The following is an 18,880-nucleotide window of genomic DNA, read 5'->3' on the forward strand; positions in this document are numbered from 1 at the left end:
ATGACGGCGAAGGATGAGGCGGACACGGAGGCCGGCCAGCTCTACAGCGCCGAGCGGGCCAAGGCGTTCATCGACGCGGTGGTGGCCATCGCCATGACGCTGCTGATCCTTCCGCTCATGGAGAGCGTCGGCGAGGCGGCGTCCAGTGATCAGAGCACCGTGGAGTGGTGGAACGAGAACACGGGGGCGCTGTTCGCGTTCGTGCTCAGCTTCGCGGTGATCGGGAACTTCTGGGTCAGTCACCACCGCCAGTTCGCCGGGGTGACGGCCGTGACGAACGGGCTCATCTGGCTGACGATGGCCTGGATGCTCACGATCGTGTGGCTCCCGATCGCGACGGCGGTGGTCGGCCAGCTCGAGACCGACACCCTCCAGAAGGTCCTGTACATCGGCTCGATGCTCATCACCAGCCTGCTGATGCTGTTCATCCAGCTCTACCTGACGCGGCATCCGCAGGTACATCGCATCCCCGACGACCGGCTGCGCGTGGGACTGCGCGTCGACCTGATCCTCGTGGCGCTGTTCGCCGTCGCCCTGATCGTGGCGGTGGCGGTGCCCGCGGTGAGCTACTACGCCATGTTCCTGCTGCTCCTGACGTCCCCGATCCAGCGCCTCACGTCCCGCCGCACCCGGGACCGCTGAGCAGGCCCCCGCGCGGAATCAGCGCGAGAAGACGGCCGCCAGCACACCCGACTGGATCGCGAACCAGAAGATGCCGAACAGCGCGAAGATGACGATCGCGGCGACGGGGAACCGTCGCTTCAGGCGGCGCCCCGGCATCGCGACGCCCGGCGGCGGGCGCAGCACCTGCGGGGGTGGGGCGAACGGCAGAGCGGATGCCGCGCCCGGGGTGCCGTCCGACACCGAGGCGACCTCGGGCGCAGAGATCGCCGCGGTCGAGGCATCCGTCGTCAGTCGCTCGTCGCGCCAGCGCGCCCACTGCGCCAGCTTGTCCAACAACGCCCCCACGACGGAGAAGAGCCATGCCCAGGTGGCGGGGTCGAGCGTGGAGAAATCCCGCTTGGCGTAGAGGAACAGCCAGTCGTCGATGATCTCGACGTCGAGTGCGGCAGCGTTGTCGATGAACCGCGCCATGATGTCGGGCGTGAAGAGGTAGAGGGCGTCGCGTTCGTAGCCCTCCGGGCAGTACAGCGCGAAGTGCTTGTCGAAGTCGCCTTCGAGGCCCAGACGCTGGTCGCGATCGAAGGCCGCGGGGAGGTTGGAGCCGAAGAGTCCGTTGTTGCCGAGGGCGTCGAGCACGATGTGCGGCAGCGGCACGTCGAGCTTGATGGCCACGTACCCCCACTTGTGCGTGGTGCGGTTCTTGCCCGAGCCGGTCGTGTACCGGTAGTTGGCGAACTCGGCGAAGCGCGGGCGGTCGCCGCGCACGACGTCGGATGACGCGCGGGAGCTGCCGAGGGAGAAGATCATCCCCGGCAGACCGGGCGCCGTGACGGCGGGGAGGTAGGTCATGCCGTTGGCCTGAGCGAAGCGCGACATCCGGTACCAGCGCCCGCCCGCGCCGAGGGAACCGCGCACGGCGAAGACGACGATCAGCGCGGCGATCGCGCCGACCGCGAGGACCGGGATGAGGAACAGGAGGGAGAAGCCCGCACCGCCCGAGGAGGCCATCGAGCTCATCACGCTGCCGACGATGGTGAGGAAGAAGCTTCCGACGACGAGGACGACCACGCCGAAGAAGACGAGCGCGAGGATGCCGGTGGCCGAGCTCCAGGCACCCGGCAGGCGTCCCTCTGCCCGTCCGGCGCGCACGAACTCACGCACGGCGGCGCGATCGATCGGCTCGGTCAACGGTCGCGGGTCGAAGGCGCTCATCGGTTCACCTCGTCGCCGTCCCAAGTGAGGTCGGCGCCCGCGCGGAGGGGCAGGGCCTCCAGGGCAGGGTCACCGCACAGTTCGGCGATCACCTCGGCGCTGCCCCCCACGATGGTCGAGTCGAAGTCGACCTCGGTCACGACCACCCACGCGCGGTCGGCCGGCCAGATCAGACTCGGCGACTCCGGGTCGGGCGCGAATCCGCGGGCCTCGGCCTCCACATCGCGCCACGGCACGTGCGACGGCCAATCCGGTCGAGCCAGCTCGGATATTCCGCCGCGGAACAGGATGTGCGCGCGGCCGGGCAGGTCGAGCTGAGCGCCCGACGAGACCGCGTCGGGCAGGATGCCCGGCTGCCAGGACGGACGACCCAGCACCGTGTTGAACGAATCGTGGATGCTGCGCCCCAGCATCGCGTTGTGCTGACTGAGCAGCGCCGACTCGGCGGCGCGTCGCAGGGCGTCGTCGGACGCAGCATCCGCTTCCCCGCCCTGGGCATCGGACGTGTCGTCGCGGGTCACCTGGAGGAACGTGCGCGAAGGAGTCTCGCCGTAGAACCCCAGCAAACCGCCCCACCCGTTCCAGACCCCGAAGTACCCGTCGCCGGGTGTGCCCGTGTGCCCGGCGAGGTGCCCGGCGATGGTCGCGAGGAGGTCGGGGTCGAGGTGGCCCTCCCGTGGGGCGTCGAACTCGCGGCCGTCGGGTGCGCGGACACGCCGCCAATCGTCGCGGCTGCGGACGAGCCGGTTCCACTGCGCCTCGGGGTGCATGCGCGTGCCGAACGCGGCCGCGGTCTCGGCCCACGTCGTGGGCTCGTACCGGATCAGCGCGGAGAGCCGTTCGCGCTCGCCGTCGCGCATCTGCACCCATTCGTCCGGCGTCGGCATCGCCCGGCCGGGGAGCCGGCCGGCGTGCGCACGGTGGAAGATGCGGGCGTAGGCGGCGAAGCCCCTCGGGACCACTCCGTGCATGGATGTCCCCAGGCCCGGGTCGAGACTCTCGCGGATCCAGGTTCCGGCCGCGACATCCGAGGTCCACTCCATGTCAGCCACGCTACCCGTGCGCGTTCGAGGACCCCCCACCGGCCGTCGGATCGGCATCCGTGTAGCCTCGATCCCGCACCACGGCGGTGCGGGGTCGAAGGGATGGGGCATGCCCGGTCTGGTGGCGGAACTTCTCGGCTATGCCGGCCGGCAGCCGGCCGAGTACCGGCGCATCCTGCGGATCCGCGACGGCATCTACACGACGATCGCGCCGCTGCGCGCCCAGATCCTGACCTCCGACGAGCCGGTGGCGTTCGCCGACATCGACCACACGGCTTTCCGGCCGATCACGCCCGGAACGGCCTGGGGCGCCACGTTCGACTGCGCGTGGCTTCACGTGACCGGCGCCGTGCCCGCCGTGCCCGACGCTGACGCCGCGCCCCCGGTCGTCATGCTCGGCATCCGCGGCGAGGGCCTCGTCCACTCCGTCGGGGGCGACGTGCTCGACTCCGTGAGCACCGTGTGGATCCAGGGCGATCTCCCGCACGCCGGCGGACAGTACCGTGAGGTGCGTGTTCCCGCCGAGGACGGGCGCGTCGACTTCTACGCCGACGTCACCTACAACGGATGGCTGCTGTACGACGTCGGCCGGCCGGTGTTCCACGGCGCGCGCCTGGCCCGCCGCGATGACGTCGTGTTCGACCTCTACTACGACTACCTCACGCTCGCCGTGCTCGCCGACGCGACCGAAGACACCGTCCTCGCGGCGCGGCTGACCCGCACGCTGCACGCGGCATATGCGCAGTTCCGCCGCGGTGACCCCCGCGCGGCTCGCGCGACCCTCGCTCCCGCTCTCTCGTCGCCGAGCGAGGAGTCCTTCCTGTACAGCGCGATCGGGCACGGCCACCTCGACATGGCGTGGCTGTGGCCGCTGCGCGAGACGCGTCGCAAGGCGGCCCGCACCTACACGCGTGCGCTGGGCAACATCGACGGCTCCGACGACTACATCTACGGTACGAGTCAGCCGCAGCAGATGCAGTGGATGAAGCTCGAGCATCCTGCGCTGTTCGACCGCATGAAGGATGCCGTGGCCTCCGGTCGCATGGAACTCCAGGGTGCGTTCTGGATCGAGCCCGACACGAACCTGCCGAGCGGTGAGTCGCTCGTGCGACAGGCCCTGCACGGCCGGCGGTTCCTCGAGGAGGAGTTCGGCATCTCCCGCGAGGACATGCGCCTCTGCTGGCTGCCCGACACGTTCGGTTACAACGGCAACCTGCCGCAGATCCTCCGTAAGAGCGGCATGGACTGGTTCCAGACGATCAAGCTCACGTGGAACAAGGTGAACGTCTTCCCGCACCGCACCTTCCGGTGGCAGGGCATCGACGGGTCCACCGTGCTCGTGCACATGCCGCCCGAGGGCGATTACAACAGCCGCGGAGCCGCGGACGGACTGCTCGCGGGTGTGCGCCGGTATCCGGAGCGCGAGCTCGACACGGCCCTCCTGGTCTACGGTGCGGGCGACGGCGGTGGCGGACCCGGCGAGGTGCACCTCGAGGTCACGCGGCGCGAGCGCGATCTGCACGGACTGCCGAAAGTGAAGTACGCGACCGCGGACAGCTTCTTCCGGGCGCTCGAGCAGCGCGAGATCACCCATACCCACGTCGGCGAGCTCTACCTCGAGACCCATCAGGGCACGTACACGACGCAGGCCGCCATCAAGAAGTACAACCGCGTGCTCGAGCGCAAGCTGCACGACGCCGAGGCGCTCACCGTGCTCGCCGACGCGGCATCGGAGGTGGCGCACACCCTTCCGGCCCGCGCCCTCGACGCGCATTGGAAGACGGTGCTCCTCAACCAGTTCCACGACATCATCCCGGGCTCCTCCATCGCCCGGGTCAATGCGGAGGCGCTCGAGGCTTACCGCGCGGTGGACGCGGAGCTCGACGCCCACACCGCCGGGCTGGTCGCGCGGCTCGGTGAGGGGTCGGCGACGGATGCCCCGCCTGCGCCCACCGCGGTGAACCTCACGGGGATCGCCCGGCGCGAGTACGTGGCCGTCGGCGGAGAATGGCTGCTCGCCGAGGTCGGGCCGTACGCGGCATCCGCTCTCCTGCCTGCTCCGCCCGCCCCGCAGCTCGGATTCACGACGGACACGATGACGAACGGGCTGCTGACCCTGCGCTTCGATGCGACCGGCGAGATCGCATCGTGCGTGGATGCGGCGGGCGCCGAGCACGCCGGCGCGGGACTGAACCGGCTGATCGTGTTCCGTGATCCGTTCCAGTTCCCGTTCGACGCCTGGGACATCGATCAGGGCTACCGCGATCTGCCGTCGGTCACCCTTGCCGCCGCCGAGGTGCGCACGGCCCTCGAGGGCCCCCGGGTCGTCCGCTATCAGGTGTATCGCGAGCCCAAGGTCACGATTCATCAGCGCATCGTGCTCGAAGCCGAAAGCGCGGTGGCGCGGTTCGAGACGGTCGTCGACTGGCACGAGAAGCACCGGATGCTGCGCGCGGAGTTCTTCCCCGCGCGCTACGGCGACGAGGCGCTGTGCGAGATCCAGTTCGGTCACATCGCACGCCCGACCACCGAGCGCGACTCCGTCGAGAGGGCGCAGTTCGAGGTGTGCGCGCACAAGTGGCTGGCCGTGCAGGACGACCGCGGCGGGTTCGCCCTGCTGAACGACGGCAAGTACGGGCACCGCGCGAAGAACGGCCTGGTGAGTCTGAACCTGCTGCGCTCGCCGACCTTCCCCGACAAGACCGCCGACCGTGGCAGCCATCGCTTCACATACGCGTTCACGCCCTTCGAACCAGGCGACCTCGCGACCGTCATCGCCGAGGGATATCGGCTGAACAACCCGCTGCTGGTCGGCGACACCCCCGCCTTCCCGAGCGCCGTCGAGGTCGAGGGGGGCGCGGTTCTGGTCGAGACCATCAAGCCGGCCGAGGATGGACGCGGCGTGATCCTGCGACTGTACGAGAGCCTCGGCACGGGTGCGACGACGTCCCTGCGCACGACGCTTCCCCACCGGCGCGTGACCGAGACGGACCTTCTCGAAGCACCGGTCGACGGCGACGAGGTCATCGACCTGGCGCACGTGACGTTCGGCCCGTTCGAGATCAAGACGATCCGGTTGGAGGCGTGAGATGACCGAGACCGGTGTGCGCGCGCCGAGCGGTGCGCGGGTGCTGAGACCGCGCACCCAGCGCATCTCGATCGTCGTCGCCGGCTTCGGCCAGAACATCGTCCTGACCACGGTGACGACCTTCCTGCTGGTGTACCTGCTGCAGTACGCGCGCATCAGCGTCGAGGGCATGGTCGTGGTCACCGCGATCATCACGATCGCCAAGCTCGCCGACGCGATCAGCGACCCGGTCATGGGCAGCATCGTCGACATGACCCGCAGTCGGTGGGGCAAGATGCGCCCGTATGTGCTCTTCTCGGCGGTCCCGGTGGCCGTGCTCTCGACGCTGCTGTTCGCGATTCCCGACGTCTCCGAGGCGGGCAAGCTGCTGTTCTTCGGCATCTGCTACTTCGTCTGGGGCTTCGCCTACACGGTGTGCGACGTGCCCTTCTGGGGACTCATCGGGTCGGCGTTCCCCGATTCGTCCGAACGCGTCCGGGTCATCTCCCACGTGCGCGCCTTCGGAGCGATCGCCTTGGGGCTCGCAACCCTGGGCATGCCGTGGCTCGCGCTGGCTCTGAGCTTCTCGCCCGAGACGACGGCGACCGGATGGACCCTGGCGGTGGCCGCGGCATCCGTCCTGGGGATGGGGATGTACCTGCTGGCCTTCGTCAACACCCGTGAGAAGGCGCTCGGCGATCGGGGGCGCCTGACGTTCCGCGAGCTGTTCTCGACGCTGTTCCAGAACACCCCGCTGCTGATGGTGCTGCTGGGTTCGGTGCTCGGCTTCGGGCGCTACATCGTGCAGGCCGGTGGCGCGGTGTTCGTCGTCATCGCGTACGGCGACGAGGGGTACTTCACGCTGATCGGCGCAGCCATCATCGTGGGCATGGTGCTCTCGTCGTTCCTGACACCGCTGATGCTCCGTCGGATGAGCGGGCGGTCGCTCATCCTCTGGAGCTCCGCCGCCGGGGCGCTCTTCTACGTGCTGATGTATGTCGTCGGCTTCGACGACATCATCTGGATGATGGTCTTCATCTTCCTGACCGGACTCACGCTCGGCGTCTTCGTGGTCGTGCAGACGACGATGATCGCCGATGCCGTCGACGACATCGAGCAGCGCACGGGTGTGCGCAACGACGGCATCTCGTTCTCGACGCTGACGTTCGTGTCGAAGGTCATGAGCGCGCTCGCCGTTCTCGTCTTCGGCGTCTTCATCGTGCTCGCCGGGTACGAGGCCGGCGTCGAGATCACGCCTTCGATGCAGAACACGGTGTTCATCGCGATCACCCTGGTGCCCGCGGTGAGCTGCGTGATCTCGGCGATCCCGTTCCTCTTCTACCGCCTCGGCGGGCCCGGCCGATAGCCCTCCGCCCCGACGCCCGGCGAAGACTCCTGACACGGTCGAATCGGCCGGAATCGCGCGGATGCCCGACATCCGGTACGATGTGAAGGTTGTCCGGCGGCGGCCCAGTCCGCAGAAGCCCGTGACACGTGCACACACCCTCCTGCTGCCGGGAAATGCCCGACAGCCGTTCTAGTCCGAAGGAGGTGGGTTAGTGACGCACCAGTACGAACTCATGGTCATTCTGAGCCCCGAGATCGATGAGCGCACCGTCGCCCCGAGCCTCGACAAGTTCTTGAAGGTCATCACCAACGATGGCGGCACGATCGAGAAGGTCGACGTGTGGGGCAAGCGACGCTTCGCCTACGAGATCGACAAGAAGACCGAGGGCATCTATGCCGTCGTCAACTTCACGGCGACCAGCGCAGCCACGCAGGAGCTCGACCGTCAGCTGAAGCTGAACGAGACCATCATGCGCACCAAGGTGCTCCGCGCCGAAGAGGCGATCGCGATGATCGCGTCCGAGAAGCAGCGCGCCGACGAGAAGGCGGCCCGCAAGGCCGCTCGTCCCGTCAAGCCCGTCAAGCAGGACGCGTAGCCCGTTGGCCGGCGAGACGATCATCACCGTCGTGGGCAACCTCACGGCTGATCCCGAACTGCGCTACACGCAGGGCGGACTCCCCGTCGCGAACTTCACGATCGCGTCGACGCCGCGCAACTTCGACCGTGCCAGCAACGAGTGGAAGGACGGCGAAGCGCTGTTCCTCCGCGCGTCGGTGTGGCGCGAGTTCGCCGAGCACGTCGCCGGCTCGCTGACGAAGGGCTCCCGCGTCGTCGCGACCGGTCGCCTGAAGCAGCGGTCCTACGAGACGAAGGAAGGCGAGAAGCGCACTTCCATCGAGCTCGAGGTCGACGAGATCGGCCCGTCGCTGCGATACGCGACCGCGCAGATCACGCGTGCCGCGAGCGGTGGCGGCGGTGGAGGCGGACAACAGTCCCGCCCCCAGCAGGTCGCCGACGAGCCGTGGTCGACCCCCGGGTCCTCCACCGGCGGTAACGCCAACAGCGGCGCCGACGCCTGGAGCGCTCCGGGCTCTTACGGCGACGACACCCCGTTCTGATTACAGATTCCGGATGCCGCGTTCCCGCGTCACGCGCTGAGCGCAGCATCCGACAAACTCACTGAAGGAAGACAATGGCTGGAAAGTCGAGCGGCGACCGCCGCAAGCCCCGCCTCAAGGGTGGCAAGAACGCCGCCCCCGCGAAGGCGATCCGCGTCGGACTCATCGATTACAAAGATGTCGCCACGCTTCGCAAGTTCATCTCGGAGCGTGGGAAGATCCGCGCCCGTCGTATCACCGGAGTGTCGGTGCAGGAGCAGCGTCTGATCGCGAAGGCGATCAAGAACGCTCGCGAGATGGCCCTCCTGCCGTACGCCGGCGCTGGCCGCTGAGGAGCACCGACATGGCAAAACTGATTCTCACGAACGAGGTCGCCGGGCTCGGAAGCGCCGGTGACGTCATCGAGGTCAAGAACGGGTACGCCCGCAACTACCTCATCCCCCAGGGCTTCGCCGTGGCCTGGAGCCGCGGTGGCGAGAAGCAGGTGGCGTCGATCCGCGCCGCCCGCGACTCCCGCGCGATCCACGACCACGAAGAGGCTGTGGCGCTGAAGGACTCGCTCGAGTCCAACAAGGTCAAGCTGTCGGTCAAGGCGGGTGCCGAAGGGCGTCTGTTCGGTTCCGTCAAGACCGGTGACGTGGCCGACGCGGTCAAGGCCGCCGGTCTGGGTGACCTCGACAAGCGCAAGATCCACATCACGTCGCCGATCAAGTCGGTGGGCGAGCACGAGGCCACGATCCGTCTGCGCGACGATCTGACCGCCGTGATCACCCTCTCGGTGGTCGCTGCGAAGTAGTTCCGCCGAGCTGCGTTCTGCGCAGCCTTGATGAACCGCGGATGCCGCGGACCCACCAGGGTCCGCGGCATCCGCTGTTTCCACGGTGATTCGTCGGGGACTGCGGCCAGGCGCCGCAGTCCCCGACGTGTCTCACGCGGTGCGCCGGCGGGCGGCGAACGCCCCCGCTCCGGCCAGCGTCAGGCCGATGCCCAGCAGGCCGAGCAACCAGCCGTCCGAGCCGCCCGTGGCCGCCAAGGCGGTGCGTGCGCCACCCTGGGCGGCTGCCGCACGCACCACCGCAGAAGCGGTCGTGGCGGCCGGCGTGGTCGTCGTGCCCGGGGTGACCGGGTTCGTCGGCGTGACCGGGTTCGTCGGGGTGACCGGCGTCGTCGGGGTGACCGGCGTAACCGGGGTGACCGGCGTGGTGGGCGTGGTGGGTGTCGTCGGCGTGACCGGGGTCGTACCGGTCTCGGTCGTGCTGTCACCGATGACCGAGACGGCCGTTCCCGTGACGGTGATCGGCGCCGTGACGGGGATCACCAACTGCGTGCCGCCGAGGATGCCGCCCGCCCCGCTCGTGGTGGCCGTGGGCGTGGCAACCCCGGTGGTCGACGGCACACCGGCGCCGCCGGTGCTGGTGGCGTCCCCGATGACGGAGACGGCGTCTCCGGCGACGGTGAGGGGTGCCGTGATGGGTGCGATCACCTGGGTGCCGCTGAGGATGCCGTCGGAGCCGTCCGTCGTGGCGGTGCGACCGGTGGTGCCGGTCGGGCCCGCGGGTGCGTTTCCGCCCGTGCTGGTGGCGTCCCCGATGACGGAGATGGCGTCTCCGGCGACGGTGAGGGGTGCCGTGATGGGTGCGATCACCTGGGTGCCGCTGAGGATGCCGTCGGAGCCGTCCGTCGTGGCTCCGTTCGTGACGGGGGCCGTAGAGATCGGCGCGGCGGCAGGTGCCGGGGATGCGGCATCCGTCGTCGTGCTGTCGCCGATGACCGAGACCGCGGTGTTCTCCACCGTGATCGGCACCTGAACCGGCGCGATCACCTGAGTTCCCGAGCCGATCCCGTCGGCGCCCGAGGTGGTGGCCTCCGGAGCCTGCTGCGGAGCGGGAGCCGCCGGAACAGCAGGAGCCGCGGGCGCCGGCGCTGTGGGCGCCGGCGCGGTCTGGGTGCTCGACGAGTCGCCGAGCACCGAGACGGCGACTCCGCTGACCGTCACCGGCACCTGCACGTCGATGACGGCCTGGCTACCCGAGGCGACACCGTCGGCGCCGCTCGTCTCCACCGACGGCGCGGGCGCCGAAGGTGCTGCGGGGGCGGGAGCCGACGAGGTCGATGAGTCGCCGACGATCGAGATCGCGCTGTCGGTGATCGTGACCGGCACGGCGACGTTGAGCACCGCTTGGGTGCCGGACAGCAGGCCGTCTTCTCCGGTGGTCTCGGCCGCGTTGGCGACCGACGCGCCCAGGAGCGTGATGCCCCCGGCGATGAGCGTGCCCCACAGGGCTCGCTTGAGCTGGATGTTCATGATGATGTTTCTCCTTGAGATGACTGAAATGGATGCGCGAATGCGCGTTGACGCGTGCCGTCGAGGACGGCCGGGCGTCAGTCAGTCAGGAGAGACGTCAGTGGATGCCGCGGGCGCGGGCGGCACCTGATCATCCCGTGGTGCGCGTCGACGTACCCAGGCACGGTGTACGAGGAGCGGACCGAAGGCGAGCAGGGCTGCGCCGCCGGAACCGGACGAGCCGGATCCCGCGGAGGACATGCCCCCGACGCCGCAGGGGCCGGGGAAGAGGGTGGGAGCGGCCGGCTCGGAGCCGCCGCCGGGCGTGACAGATGCGGATGCCGACGCCGACGCGTCTGAGGCGAGCGGCGCCGTCGATGCGGTCGACGTGAGAGCCTGACGAGTGGCCGTTGTGTGCGCGACCGCGGCGGGGTCGGCGAGGCCGCGGAGCATCGACGACATCGGCTGGCCGGTGGCGGCCAGTCCCGCGAGCGGTGACGTTCCTAGGACGGGCGAACCGATGACGGGCGGTGCGGAGAGCACCGGTCCGGCGTCCGGCACGAACCCGGTGAGTGTGTCCACGATCCGGTCGATGGTCGACGCGGTCGAGGTGACCGCCGTGTCCACACCCAGCGTGGAGATCACGCCGCCGACCACGGGAACCGATGCGACCGCATCGACGACGGGCGCAGCGACGGCGCCGACCGATACGTCGGCGACGACGGTCTCGACCGCTGTGACGACCGGGGCCACGGCCTCGGTGACGGGGGCGACGACCTGGGTGACGGGGGCGACGACCTGTGCCACGGGAGCCACGACGGGCTCGACGGTGGGCTGAACGACCTGGACGACCGGAGCGGCGACCGGCGCCACCGTGGTCGTCACGGTGGCCGCGGCGGGCTCCACCACGGCGGTGACGGCCTGGGTGACGGCCTGGGTGGTGGTGGCGGTGGCGCCGCTCGCCACCTCGTCCACGAGCGACGTGACGCCGCCGAGGAGGCCGGAGGGATCGGAGTCATCGGCGCGGGCGTCGGACGCGCCGATGCCGCCGAAGAGGGAGATGACCAGCCAGGCGAACGCGACGCCGACGGCACTGAGTGCGATCAGCACGAGCCGGTGACGGCCATGCGATTCTGCGGTTTCCACGTTCACCTCCACGACGATTAATCGCGCATTCCGAGTGGAATACGACTTCGCGGGTGCCTGGAGCCACGAAGTTACTCCTCTGCGGCCACGGTGTCCAGCACCTGTTTCGAACTTCGGCGGGACCGCCGCCGTCCCGCTCCAGGGCTTGTCCCCCGTCTGGGGGACGCCGTCCCGTCGTTCCGCGGACGGACGGCCTGTGCACAACTCGGCACGCGCCGCAACTCTCAAGAAGCACTTCAACCACACGAGAATCCACACACGGTGTCCATGAAAAGGGCTGGTCGGAGGCGGAATAAAAGTTGACTCCGAGCCGTGTCGGGGAGTTATCCACAGACGTTATGCACAAGCTGCACGGCGTTTCGCGCAGATTGTCCACAGTGTTATCCACAGGGTGATTTGCGCCGGCACGACCCCGTGCCTAGCGTGGTGCTCGGCCCATCGGGGACAGTGCCGAATTGTCGTCGCAGACGATGTCGGAGGGACGTGCTCTGCTGAGAGTACGCAGAACGGATGCCCGGCATCCCGTTCACCGCAGTCATCTGCGCGCCCACGCGCGCGTCCCGATCACGATGGGTCGAGGAGGGAAGTGCATGTCGATCGCCGACATCTCTGAGGAGCGCCTGGGTGGACCCCGGCGCCCTGAGCGCACCCCCCCTCATGACCTGCTGGCGGAGCAGAGCGCGCTGGGCGGCATGCTGCTGTCGAAGGACGCGGTCGCGGACGTCATCGAAACGCTGCGCGGGGCGGACTTCTACGTCCCGAAGCACGAGCTGATCTTCGACGCGATCATGACGCTCTACTCCCACGGCGAGCCGACCGACGTCGTCGCCGTGACCGACGAGCTGATCAAGAGCGGCGAACTGCAACGCGCGGGCGGGGCCGACTACCTGCACACGCTCACCTCGATCGTGCCGACGGCCGCGAACGCCGGCTACTACGCGACGATCGTGCAGGAGCGCGCGCTGCTTCGTCGTCTCGTCGAGGCGGGTACCCGCATCGTCCAGATGGGCTACGCCGGCGAGGGCGAAGCGCTCGACCTCGTCAACAACGCACAGGCCGAGATCTACGGTGTGACGGGGGCGGATGCCGCGGAGGACTACGTGCCGCTGTTCACCGCCGTCGATGCCGCCGTCGAGGAGATCGAGGCCGCCCGCGGGCGAGACGGCCAGATGACCGGCATTCCGACCGGCTTCTCGGGTCTCGACCAGCTCACCAACGGGTTGCACCCCGGCCAGATGATCATCATCGCGGCCCGCCCCGCCATGGGTAAGTCCACCCTCGCGCTGGACTTCGCACGCACCGCTGCCATCAAGCACGACATGCCCACGATCTTCTTCTCGCTCGAGATGGGGCGCAGCGAGATCGCGATGCGCCTGATGAGCGCCGAAGGATCGGTGCCCCTGCAGAACATGCGCAAGGGGACGCTCGATTCCCGCGACTGGACGACGATCGCGTCCGTCCGCGGGCGCATCAATGACGCACCGCTGTACATCGACGACAGTCCCAACATGACCCTCGTCGAGATCCGTGCGAAGTGCCGGCGCCTCAAGCAGCGCGTCGGTCTGAAGATGGTGGTCATCGACTACCTGCAGCTCATGACCTCGGGCAAGCGCGTCGAGTCGCGCCAGCAGGAGGTCTCGGAGTTCTCGCGTGCCCTCAAGCTGCTCGCGAAGGAGCTCGGAGTGCCCGTCGTCGCGCTCTCTCAGCTGAACCGCGGTGCCGAGCAGCGTGCCGACAAGAAGCCCGCGCTGTCAGACCTGCGCGAGTCGGGCTCCATCGAGCAGGATGCCGACATGGTCGTGCTGCTGCACCGCGAGTCGGCGTATGAGAAGGACAGCCCGCGCGCCGGCGAGGCCGACCTGATCGTCGCGAAGCACCGCAACGGGCCGACCGACACGATCACGGTCGCCTTCCAGGGCCACTTCTCGCGCTTCACGGACATGGCGGCCGGGGCCTGACACACGTGTGAGCCGGCGTCGCAGGCCGTTTTCGCAGCGATGTTCGCGCACGACCTCTGGTTGCCGCGGTAGCCGGATCACTGAGATGAGTATTCGGAGGCGCGGCCGATGTCGGTCCGCGGCGTTACAGTTCGACTGACCTCGCCTCGCTGATCATGTCATTGCAAGAGGAAGGGCTGTCATGAAGCTTCTCGGCCTTCGAACGGTCATCTACCCTGCGCCAGACTTGGCTGAGTCGAAGAAGTGGTGGTCGGCGGTGCTGGGCTACGACCCGTACTTCGACAAGTCCTTTTATGTCGGCTTCCTCGTTCAGGGATACGAACTCGCCCTCCGTCCGGCAGCATCGGCTGAGGATGGCCCGATCACATACTGGGGCGTCGCGAACGTCGACATCGCACTGCGGCAATTGCTCGAGCAGGGAGCGAAGGTGCGCGAGGGGGCAACCGATGTCGGAGGAGGTATCCGGGTCGCGACGGTGACCGAAGTCGGGGGTTCCATCTTCGGCGTGATCGAGAACCCCACATACGAACACGTGTCTGCGCCGCTCGACGCGGATGACGGCCCGGGCCGGTGACCGACCCTTCCGTAGACGCGCTCCGCAGGCGTCTCATCGAGATCAGCGACACTCTGCCGTTCCCCGTACGAACGCGGGCGATGATGGGCAGTTTCATCGGGTACGCCGACGAACTGCCCTTCGTCTCCCTGTCGCCGGGCGGGTTCGGGATAAAGGTCGAGGGTGCAGAAAGAGATGAACTCCTCGCTCGGCCCGGCGCTCAACCCATGCGGCACACCCCCACCGACCCGCCCAGCAAGACCTACGTCACGCTGGCGCCATCCGACATCGACGACGATGAACTGCTGCAGCTGTGGCTCACGAGAGCAGGGCGCTCCGCTCGGCACCGCGCGGCGAAGAAGCCGCGCCGCTCGGCGACCGACCCGTCCAAACGGTGACCTGATTGCTGACAGGCCCGCTTGCCACTCGGCGGTTCCGTGCTCAGCCCGCAGGCGTACCTATTCATCTGGCGGCTCGAACGCTCCGTTGCGGGGATAATCTTTCGCCATGGCACGCGACCGTCCGTGGAACGGGGTAACGGGATGAGACCGCTTCGATACTCGATCAACGTGACTCTCGACGGCTGCGTCCACCACGAGGCGGGTCTTTCCCCGGACGCGGAGTCGATGCGCCACTGGACGACGGAGATGGAACGGGCGGATGCTCTTCTCTTCGGCCGTGTGACCTACGGGATGATGGAGTCGGCGTGGCGGAAGCCGCCGACGGGCGTGTGGCCCGACTGGATGAAGGAGTCGGAGGTCCCGTTCGCCGAGGCCATCGACCGGGCGAAGAAGTACGTCGTGTCGAGCACCTTGGAGGCACCGGATTGGAACGCCGACCTGCTCCGAGGCGATGTGGGTGAAGCCGTGAGGCAGCTCAAGCAGGAGCCCGGCGCGGGTCTGTGGGTAGGGGGAGTGACACTTCCCCTCGCGCTGGCGGAGCGGGGCCTCATCGACGAGTACGAGTTCGTCGTGCAGCCGGTCCTCGCTGGACACGGGCCGACTCTGCTCGCCGGTCTGCAGGAACGTGTCCAGCTCGAGCTGGTCGATCGACGGGAGTTCCGGTCGGGTGCGATCGCCCTGCGTTATCGGCCCGCGCACGCCACGGCGTGACCTGACCCGCCGATGCCGCCTCGACCGCCCTCCGAACGACGATCCCGTCTTCTCGCGATTCAGGAACACCCGCAGGCGGCTCCGGATCCGTGACAACCTAGCCGCATGACCGACCAGAGTCAGCTGTTCCCCGGCAAGCAGTTCATTTCGACCGTGCTGACCGCGCTCGACACCAAGACGGTCATGAGTGGTGCCCTGATCCGGATCTACCTGATGCGTGCGGCCATGGCGGGCGCGATCATCGGCGTGATGTACCTGACCTACTACGCGGTCCTCGCGGCCTTCGATGACATTGCGCGAGGGGAGCTCGACGGCATCGGTCACATGGTCGGCGCGGTGGTGTTCGGGTTCGCGCTGGTGTTCATCTACTACAGCAAATCCGAACTGCTGACGTCGAACATGATGATCGTCACGGTGGGTGCGTACTACCGGAGTGCGGCGTGGTGGCGCCTCATGCGCATCCTGGTGCTCTGCTACGCCGGCAACATCGTCGGCGGTCTGTTCGTCGCGGTCCTTGTCAGGTTCTCGACGCTGGGCGACGGCGAGGTCGGCGTCGAGATGATGCAAGCCGTCGACCACAAGCTGTCGTATCTCGCCGAAGGCGTCGCGGGATGGGGCGACCTGTTCGTGCGCGCGATCTTCTGCAACTTCATGATCAACCTCGCGATGCTGCTCGTCTACAACGGGCTGATCAAAAGCGATGTCGGCAAGATGCTCGTGATGATCGCCAGCGTCTTCGTCTTCGCGTTCGTGGGCTTCGAGCACTCGGTGGCCAACACCGTCCTGTTCTCGATCGTGGGGCTGCAGGAGGGTATCGACATCGGACCCGCCCTCGGCAACCTCGGCATCGTCCTGCTCGGCAACTACGTCGGCGGAGGGCTCCTGATCGGCCTCTACTACGCCTACGCGAACGACGATCGCCGCTTCCATCGCGAGTGAGGTCGTCGGGTCAGCGGCGGTTCACCGATCTTCGTGGTTGATCGCCATGTGGAGCGGCGCGAGGGCGCTGTCGAGAGCCGCCTCCAGAGGCCAGGCCGACCGCTCGGGCTGACTCAGGATGAGCCCGCCTTGGATCGCCGCGAGGATGACCGTCGCGATCCGGTCGGGATCGGCGGTCTTGTCGACTGTTCCGGCCTCCTGCATGCGGCGCACCCCGGCGGCCAGCGCCTCGCGCCAGGCCTGCATGCTTGCGGCGATCGCGCGCTCCAGGTCGGGGTCGGTCAAGGCGGCCTGGGTCGCGAGTGATCCGATGGGGCACGCCCAGCGGCCGCGGCCGATGTAGTAGTCCACGAGCCTGCTGCGCCATCGCTCCCACGACGCCCATGAGCCGAGATCGTCGATCTCGGGTTCCTGGGCTTCCCAGAGCTGCCGCCCTTCCCATTCGGCGACCTCGCGCACCAGTTCGGCTTTGCCGTGGGGGAAGTAATGGAACAGCTGGCTCTTGCTGGTCAGCGTCGCAGCCCGCACCGTGTCCAACGTGGTGCCACCGATTCCCGAAGCGAGGATCTGTTCGCCTGTGGCCTCGATGATCCGCTGGCGGGTCAGGCGGCCCCGCTCGGTGATCTTCGTCCCGTCCATCACCCCACTCTAGACGAATGGACCGTTCGGTCCAGCGTGTGATAGGAATGGACCATGCAGTCCAACGAAGAAGTCCTCGCGTCCCTCCCCACCGACCATCGCCTGTCCGGGCGAACGGCGATCGTCACCGGTTCGAGCAGCGGGATCGGCGAGGCGATCGCCAGGGTGCTGGCGGCGTCGGGCGCCGCCGTGATCATCAGCGGCCGCGATGCGGTTCGCTCCCGGGCCGTGGCGGACCGGATCACCGCTTCGGGTGGCGTCGCTCACGCCGTGACCGTCGATCTCGGCGGCAGCTACGAGGAAGTGCGCGAGTTCGCTGCCACAGCGACGCGACTGCTCGGTGGCCGCGTCGACATCCTCGTCAACAACGCCGGCATCTACCCCGCGACACCGACCCCGGAACTGGCCGATGCCGACCTCGACGCCGTGCTGGCGATCAATGTGCGCGCGCCCCACGTGCTCGTCGGGGAACTGGCGCCCGCGATGGCCGGCCGGGGAGCCGGGTGGATCGTCAACATCGGCTCGTGGATGTCGCGGGTCGGCGTTCCGTTCGGAGCCATGTACACCGGGTCGAAGGCCGCGATCGAGCAGATGACCCGCACCTGGGCGGCGGAGTTCGGGCCCAGCGGGGTGCGTGTGAACACGGTGGCGCCCGGCGTGACGAGCACGCCGGGGAACGCCGGAAGTGCAGACGTACTGGCCGCGATGACCGCCGTCACGGTCGCGGGACAGCCCGTCCGACCGGTGGACATCGCCTTCGGCGTCCGCTACCTCGTATCGGACGAGGCGGCGTTCGTGCACGGCACGGTCCTCGACGTCGATGGCGGGATCGCCAGCACGCGAGTCGGCTGATGTCCGCTGCATACGGGGCTGACTCCACGGCGATGGAAGTGGTCGACGGGCTCGATCTGCGCGACAGGACTGCCATCGTCACCGGTGCCAGTTCAGGAATCGGCGTCGAGACCGCACGCGCGCTGGCCTCCGCAGGCGCGACCGTCACCCTTGCGGTGAGGGACATCTCGGCAGGAGAGCGCACCGCGAAGTCCATCCGCGCGTCGACCGGCAACCGCGATGTGCGCGTCGCGAAACTCGACCTGGCAGATCTCGTCTCCGTGCGCGACTTCGCCGCGGGATGGTCGGGGCCGCTGGGTCTGCTGGTGAACAACGCCGGAATCATGCACGTCCCCGAACTCCGGACCGGGAGGGGTTGGGAGATGCACATGGCGGTCAACCACCTGGGTCACTTCGCGCTCGCGACGGCTCTGCTCCCGGCTCTGATCGAGGCCGGAGACGCCCGGATCGTCTCCGTCAGCTCGAGCGGTCACGCCTCCAGCGGCATCCGTTTCGACGACATGTTCTTCGACAGAGATCCTTATGACGCCGGACTCGCCTACGGGCAGTCGAAGACGGCCAACGTCCTCTTCGCACTCGAGGTGACGAAGCGGTGGGCGCTTCACGGCATCACGGCGGCTGCCGTCATGCCCGGCGGAATCTGGACGAACCTCCAGCGGCACTGGGATCCGGCCGTGCTCGCCGACATGAAGCGACGCTATCCGACGAAATCGGCGGCGCAGGGGGCTGCGACGTCGGTGTACGTCGCCACCCGGGCACCGCTGACCCCGGGCGCTCCGGTCTACTTCGAGGACTGCCACCCCGCCGCGATCGTCACGCAGATCGTCGATGGCCTGCACGGGGTCGTGCCGCACGCTCTCGACCCCGTCGCCGCGGCTCGGCTGTGGGACGTGTCCGTCGAGCTGATCGCCGAATAGCATTCTCGCTACCGAGGCTCTAGAGTGATTGGTACTACCACTCGGGGGTCGCATGTCTTTGGTGAAAA

Annotated in this window: 19 protein-coding genes; 14 read left to right on the top strand and 5 right to left on the bottom strand. The window is 68.3% G+C overall.

Annotated elements, in window-relative coordinates; translation table 11 throughout:
• Complete coding sequence (locus ACFXOO_RS10970) at window positions 1-642, top strand: TMEM175 family protein (RefSeq protein WP_394563524.1); 642 nt, start codon at window positions 1-3, stop codon at window positions 640-642.
• 18 nt (window positions 643-660) lie between these two features.
• Here ACFXOO_RS10970 and ACFXOO_RS10975 read toward each other — a convergent pair whose 3' ends face one another.
• Together ACFXOO_RS10975 and ACFXOO_RS10980 are read right to left on the bottom strand one after the other, a co-directional pair.
• Window positions 661-1,836, bottom strand: a complete 1,176-nt coding sequence (locus ACFXOO_RS10975) for a hypothetical protein (RefSeq protein WP_394563525.1) — start codon at window positions 1,834-1,836, stop codon at window positions 661-663.
• Entirely contained in the window at window positions 1,833-2,879 is a 1,047-nt protein-coding gene (locus ACFXOO_RS10980) for a hypothetical protein (protein ID WP_394563527.1), read from the bottom strand. Before ACFXOO_RS10980 ends, ACFXOO_RS10975 begins: the two co-directional genes overlap by 4 nt.
• 109 nt (window positions 2,880-2,988) lie before the next feature.
• On the opposite strand from ACFXOO_RS10980, the gene ACFXOO_RS10985 reads away from it, so the two are divergent.
• From ACFXOO_RS10985 to rplI, 6 genes are all read left to right on the top strand, one after another.
• On the top strand, window positions 2,989-5,967 hold the full coding sequence (locus ACFXOO_RS10985; RefSeq protein ID WP_394563528.1) for an alpha-mannosidase: 2,979 nt from the start codon (window positions 2,989-2,991) through the stop codon (window positions 5,965-5,967).
• Window position 5,968: 1 nt separating this feature from the next.
• A complete protein-coding gene (locus ACFXOO_RS10990; RefSeq protein WP_378852484.1) occupies window positions 5,969-7,312 on the top strand; it encodes an MFS transporter in 1,344 nt (447 codons plus the stop codon).
• A 193-nt stretch (window positions 7,313-7,505) separates the two neighbouring features.
• Window positions 7,506-7,889: a 30S ribosomal protein S6 gene (gene rpsF / locus ACFXOO_RS10995; protein WP_378842178.1), complete on the top strand. Its 384-nt coding sequence runs from the start codon at window positions 7,506-7,508 to the stop codon at window positions 7,887-7,889.
• Between the two features lie 4 nt (window positions 7,890-7,893).
• The gene (locus tag ACFXOO_RS11000; protein WP_378842176.1) at window positions 7,894-8,412 is read left to right on the top strand and encodes a single-stranded DNA-binding protein; all 519 of its coding nucleotides are present in this window, start codon (window positions 7,894-7,896) and stop codon (window positions 8,410-8,412) included.
• A 74-nt stretch (window positions 8,413-8,486) separates the two neighbouring features.
• Window positions 8,487-8,744: a 30S ribosomal protein S18 gene (rpsR, locus tag ACFXOO_RS11005; RefSeq protein ID WP_378852477.1), complete on the top strand. Its 258-nt coding sequence runs from the start codon at window positions 8,487-8,489 to the stop codon at window positions 8,742-8,744.
• Between the two features lie 11 nt (window positions 8,745-8,755).
• Window positions 8,756-9,208: a 50S ribosomal protein L9 gene (rplI, locus tag ACFXOO_RS11010; RefSeq protein ID WP_378842172.1), complete on the top strand. Its 453-nt coding sequence runs from the start codon at window positions 8,756-8,758 to the stop codon at window positions 9,206-9,208.
• A gap of 132 nt (window positions 9,209-9,340) precedes the next feature.
• Here the strand turns inward: rplI and ACFXOO_RS11015 are convergent, their stop codons facing one another.
• Both ACFXOO_RS11015 and ACFXOO_RS11020 read right to left on the bottom strand, forming a co-directional pair.
• Complete coding sequence (locus tag ACFXOO_RS11015; RefSeq protein ID WP_394563529.1) at window positions 9,341-10,717, bottom strand: chaplin family protein; 1,377 nt, start codon at window positions 10,715-10,717, stop codon at window positions 9,341-9,343.
• Between the two features lie 81 nt (window positions 10,718-10,798).
• A complete protein-coding gene (locus tag ACFXOO_RS11020) occupies window positions 10,799-11,842 on the bottom strand; it encodes a hypothetical protein (RefSeq protein ID WP_394563530.1) in 1,044 nt (347 codons plus the stop codon).
• Between the two features lie 590 nt (window positions 11,843-12,432).
• Between ACFXOO_RS11020 and dnaB the strand changes: the two genes are divergently transcribed.
• The 5 genes from dnaB (at window position 12,433) to ACFXOO_RS11045 (ending at window position 16,404) form a co-directional block, all read left to right on the top strand.
• Window positions 12,433-13,800 (top strand): replicative DNA helicase, encoded by a 1,368-nt coding sequence (gene dnaB, locus ACFXOO_RS11025; protein ID WP_378842166.1) that lies wholly within the window; start codon window positions 12,433-12,435, stop codon window positions 13,798-13,800.
• Window positions 13,801-13,981: 181 nt separating this feature from the next.
• Complete coding sequence (locus tag ACFXOO_RS11030; RefSeq protein WP_378852471.1) at window positions 13,982-14,374, top strand: VOC family protein; 393 nt, start codon at window positions 13,982-13,984, stop codon at window positions 14,372-14,374.
• Window positions 14,371-14,751 carry a TfoX/Sxy family protein gene (locus ACFXOO_RS11035; RefSeq protein ID WP_394563531.1) on the top strand — a complete coding sequence of 127 codons (381 nt, stop codon included), beginning with the start codon at window positions 14,371-14,373 and terminating at the stop codon, window positions 14,749-14,751. Before ACFXOO_RS11030 ends, ACFXOO_RS11035 begins: the two co-directional genes overlap by 4 nt.
• A 144-nt stretch (window positions 14,752-14,895) precedes the next feature.
• Complete coding sequence (locus ACFXOO_RS11040) at window positions 14,896-15,465, top strand: dihydrofolate reductase family protein (RefSeq protein ID WP_378842108.1); 570 nt, start codon at window positions 14,896-14,898, stop codon at window positions 15,463-15,465.
• Between the two features lie 105 nt (window positions 15,466-15,570).
• On the top strand, window positions 15,571-16,404 hold the full coding sequence (locus ACFXOO_RS11045) for a formate/nitrite transporter family protein (protein WP_378852469.1): 834 nt from the start codon (window positions 15,571-15,573) through the stop codon (window positions 16,402-16,404).
• Window positions 16,405-16,425: 21 nt separating this feature from the next.
• Here ACFXOO_RS11045 and ACFXOO_RS11050 read toward each other — a convergent pair whose 3' ends face one another.
• Window positions 16,426-17,043 carry a TetR/AcrR family transcriptional regulator gene (locus tag ACFXOO_RS11050; RefSeq protein ID WP_394563532.1) on the bottom strand — a complete coding sequence of 206 codons (618 nt, stop codon included), beginning with the start codon at window positions 17,041-17,043 and terminating at the stop codon, window positions 16,426-16,428.
• A 54-nt stretch (window positions 17,044-17,097) separates the two neighbouring features.
• Here ACFXOO_RS11050 and ACFXOO_RS11055 point away from each other — a divergent pair, with 54 nt between their 5' ends.
• Together ACFXOO_RS11055 and ACFXOO_RS11060 are read left to right on the top strand one after the other, a co-directional pair.
• Window positions 17,098-17,895, top strand: a complete 798-nt coding sequence (locus tag ACFXOO_RS11055) for an SDR family NAD(P)-dependent oxidoreductase (RefSeq protein WP_378852465.1) — start codon at window positions 17,098-17,100, stop codon at window positions 17,893-17,895.
• Complete coding sequence (locus ACFXOO_RS11060) at window positions 17,895-18,812, top strand: SDR family NAD(P)-dependent oxidoreductase (protein WP_394563534.1); 918 nt, start codon at window positions 17,895-17,897, stop codon at window positions 18,810-18,812. Before ACFXOO_RS11055 ends, ACFXOO_RS11060 begins: the two co-directional genes overlap by 1 nt.
• Window positions 18,813-18,880 lie beyond the last annotated feature (68 nt).

The sequence above is a fragment of the Microbacterium sp. P03 genome (assembly GCF_043556235.1).
Lineage (GTDB): Bacteria > Actinomycetota > Actinomycetes > Actinomycetales > Microbacteriaceae > Microbacterium.